This is a genomic window from Mycobacterium sp., assembly GCF_035653355.1.
In the GTDB taxonomy this organism is placed as follows: Bacteria; Actinomycetota; Actinomycetes; order Mycobacteriales; family Mycobacteriaceae; genus Mycobacterium.
On record NZ_DASRBZ010000606.1, the window covers coordinates 1 to 2,302 of the forward strand.

Annotated in this window: 3 protein-coding genes; all 3 read right to left on the reverse strand. The window is 67.1% G+C overall.

What is annotated here, in order from left to right; all coding sequences use genetic code 11:
* Positions 1 to 511: LLM class flavin-dependent oxidoreductase (locus tag VFA16_RS21045; RefSeq protein ID WP_324969692.1), on the reverse strand; the 511-nt coding region annotated here is incomplete at its 3' end.
* A 32-nt stretch (positions 512 to 543) separates the two neighbouring features.
* Positions 544 to 1,068, reverse strand: coding sequence for a pyridoxamine 5'-phosphate oxidase family protein (locus VFA16_RS21050; RefSeq protein WP_324969693.1), 525 nt, complete (start codon positions 1,066 to 1,068; stop codon positions 544 to 546).
* Between the two features lie 67 nt (positions 1,069 to 1,135).
* Positions 1,136 to 1,846, reverse strand: coding sequence for an ankyrin repeat domain-containing protein (locus VFA16_RS21055; RefSeq protein WP_324969694.1), 711 nt, complete (start codon positions 1,844 to 1,846; stop codon positions 1,136 to 1,138).
* Positions 1,847 to 2,302: the final 456 nt, after the last annotated feature.

Below are 2,302 nucleotides of genomic sequence, written 5' to 3' on the forward strand. Positions count from 1 at the left end.
CACCCGGCACCGCCGCGAAGGTGACGGCATCTGCGACCTCGGCCGCCAGTGCCTGGGCCTTCGGACCGCGTACCGCCATCACCACCGGCGTATGAAGGTCGGTGCCATCGAGATCTCGCAGCCTCGTGACGGTCTTACGTACGTGGGCCAGCCGATCGTTCGGTGGAACCACGGGCAGCCCCAGCTCGCGGAGTTCGGCCTCGATTCCTGGCCGGCCGGTGCCGACGCCCATCTCGAAGCGTCCTTCAGTGAGCACCGACAGCGAGTGGGCTTCCCACGCCGTGCTCCACGCCGGGCGCAGCGGTGAGGCGTATACCCATGTGCCCACCCGCAGGTCGGCAAGCGCCGCCGCCACGGCCAGCGTTGGGCCAGGGGCCGGCTGCGATTGCGGGACGTCGGGCATCAGCAGCGTCGAGTAGCCGCTGTCGGCGATGCGGCGCACCCGGTCTCGCCAGGTCGGCAGGTCCGTTGTGACCGGAGCAACGACGCCGAATCGGAACGGTCTGGCCATGATGACGGACTCCTCTCACATGGGCGTCGACCTTAGAACCGGACGCGGCTCAGCCCGCCCGGTTCCGTGCCCAGCGCCACCGTCGCCGATCGTGGCGTGAGGCGATAGACGCCCCAAGGCGGCGGTCCTTGTCCCGGAGCGTTAAACGGAGCGGTGATGCCGGAGCCGCTCTCGTCGGGCTCCACTGGCCAACCATTGTCTGCCCACGCCCTCGCGATGCGGGCAACGGTGCCCGCATCGGTCACCAGCGTTGCCTCACCCTCGATCACCACGTCCGCGTCGCGGATCGACACCGCGACTGAGCAACGCGGATCCCGTGCGACGTTGCGGCTCTTCCGTGTGCCGGCGCCCGTCTGGAACCAGAACGCGCCGTCGACCCACACAGCACCAACCGCAGTGACATGCGGGCTTCCGTCCTCGTTGACCGTCACGAGCCAGGTCGTGCGAGCGTTATGCGCGTCCGGAGCAGGCGCGGAACCGGCAGCGAGCTTCGCGACGATTTTGGCCCAGTCCACCGGCGGGAGCCCGTCCGCCGCCCCCAAGTTGATGATGTCCACCGTGCGTCCCTTTCGTCGTGCAGAGTTGTACTCCTTCACCGCCGCCCAACGGTGCTTTGGACCGCCGTCAGTCGGTGGGGCGTGTTGATCGTGCTCCGAGATCACGAAGCCAGGTGATGACGTTTTCCCTCCGGGTGCTATAGCCGGTTGCCGCGTCGAGGGCTGTGCCGTCGGCGTAGTCGGGGACCCAGCTGAGCTCCGCGCCACGGCTGAGCAGGTATTCGGCGCTTCGGCGCTGCGCGCCAGAGCATGCATGCCAGAACGCCTGCGAAACCACGTCAGGTTGTGGGTCGTCACCGAGGAGTTCAGTCAAGCGGTCGAGCATCCCGAGCGCCGCGGCGTGCCAGGCTTTCGTGACGGGGGCGCCACGGTCGACCAACAGTCGGGCGACGTGCCAGCAGCCGTAGCCGATCGCGTTGTCGAGCGGCGTCCCGATGGAGCCGCCGGGGGTCTCCAGGTTGGCGCCGCCGTCGATCAGCGCCACAGCCACCTCCACGTCGTCGGTGCTGGCGGCCCAGTGCAGCGGCGTCTCGGGTCGATTCCCACCCGTCTCAGCGTTGGGATCGGCTCCGGCTCCGAGAAGAATGGCAACCGCGGCTGGAGCGTCCGGGAAATAGCCGGGCCAGTCGGCGGCGGCGTGCAGCGGCGTTCTCCAACCACCTTCGAGCCCTTTACGTCCGATCATGCGAACCGAAGCGAGCTCCGGTCGGGCGGCGAGGAGGCGCCGGAGCGCGCCAACGTCACCGCCGTGGATGGCCACGGTCAGCTCGGCAGCCACAGGGTCACCAAATGGCAACATCAGTGGAGGACGTGCACCTGTAGGCGGTTCGCACGGCGACATTGTGCCCCAGGCTAGGCCAGCGAAGCCGCTGAATCTTCGCCGGGGACTCGCTTGTTTGGAGCTCAAGCCGGCCTGCCCCGGGAGGCATTACTTGGATGTGTTGAAGAACTTTGCAGGGCTTGGTGGTGTGGAGCTGTGTAGCCGATGTGAGCGTATCGCCAAAGAGGCGGTGCCATCCGCCGAATGTCGAGAGTTGAGCTACCGCAGTCAGGTGGCCTGTCAATGCGATGAGAATCGGCGGTCCATCGTCGGCCGATGCTGCTGACACTCGACTGGGGTGGCTGGCAGCGGGCACATAGGAAGGTTGCAGTCGATCCTGACGAGTCAAGGTCCTTCGCATGTAACGATCGCCGCAGACAGCGTCGATTTCGTGGTCGGTCATCTTCGTGGTCG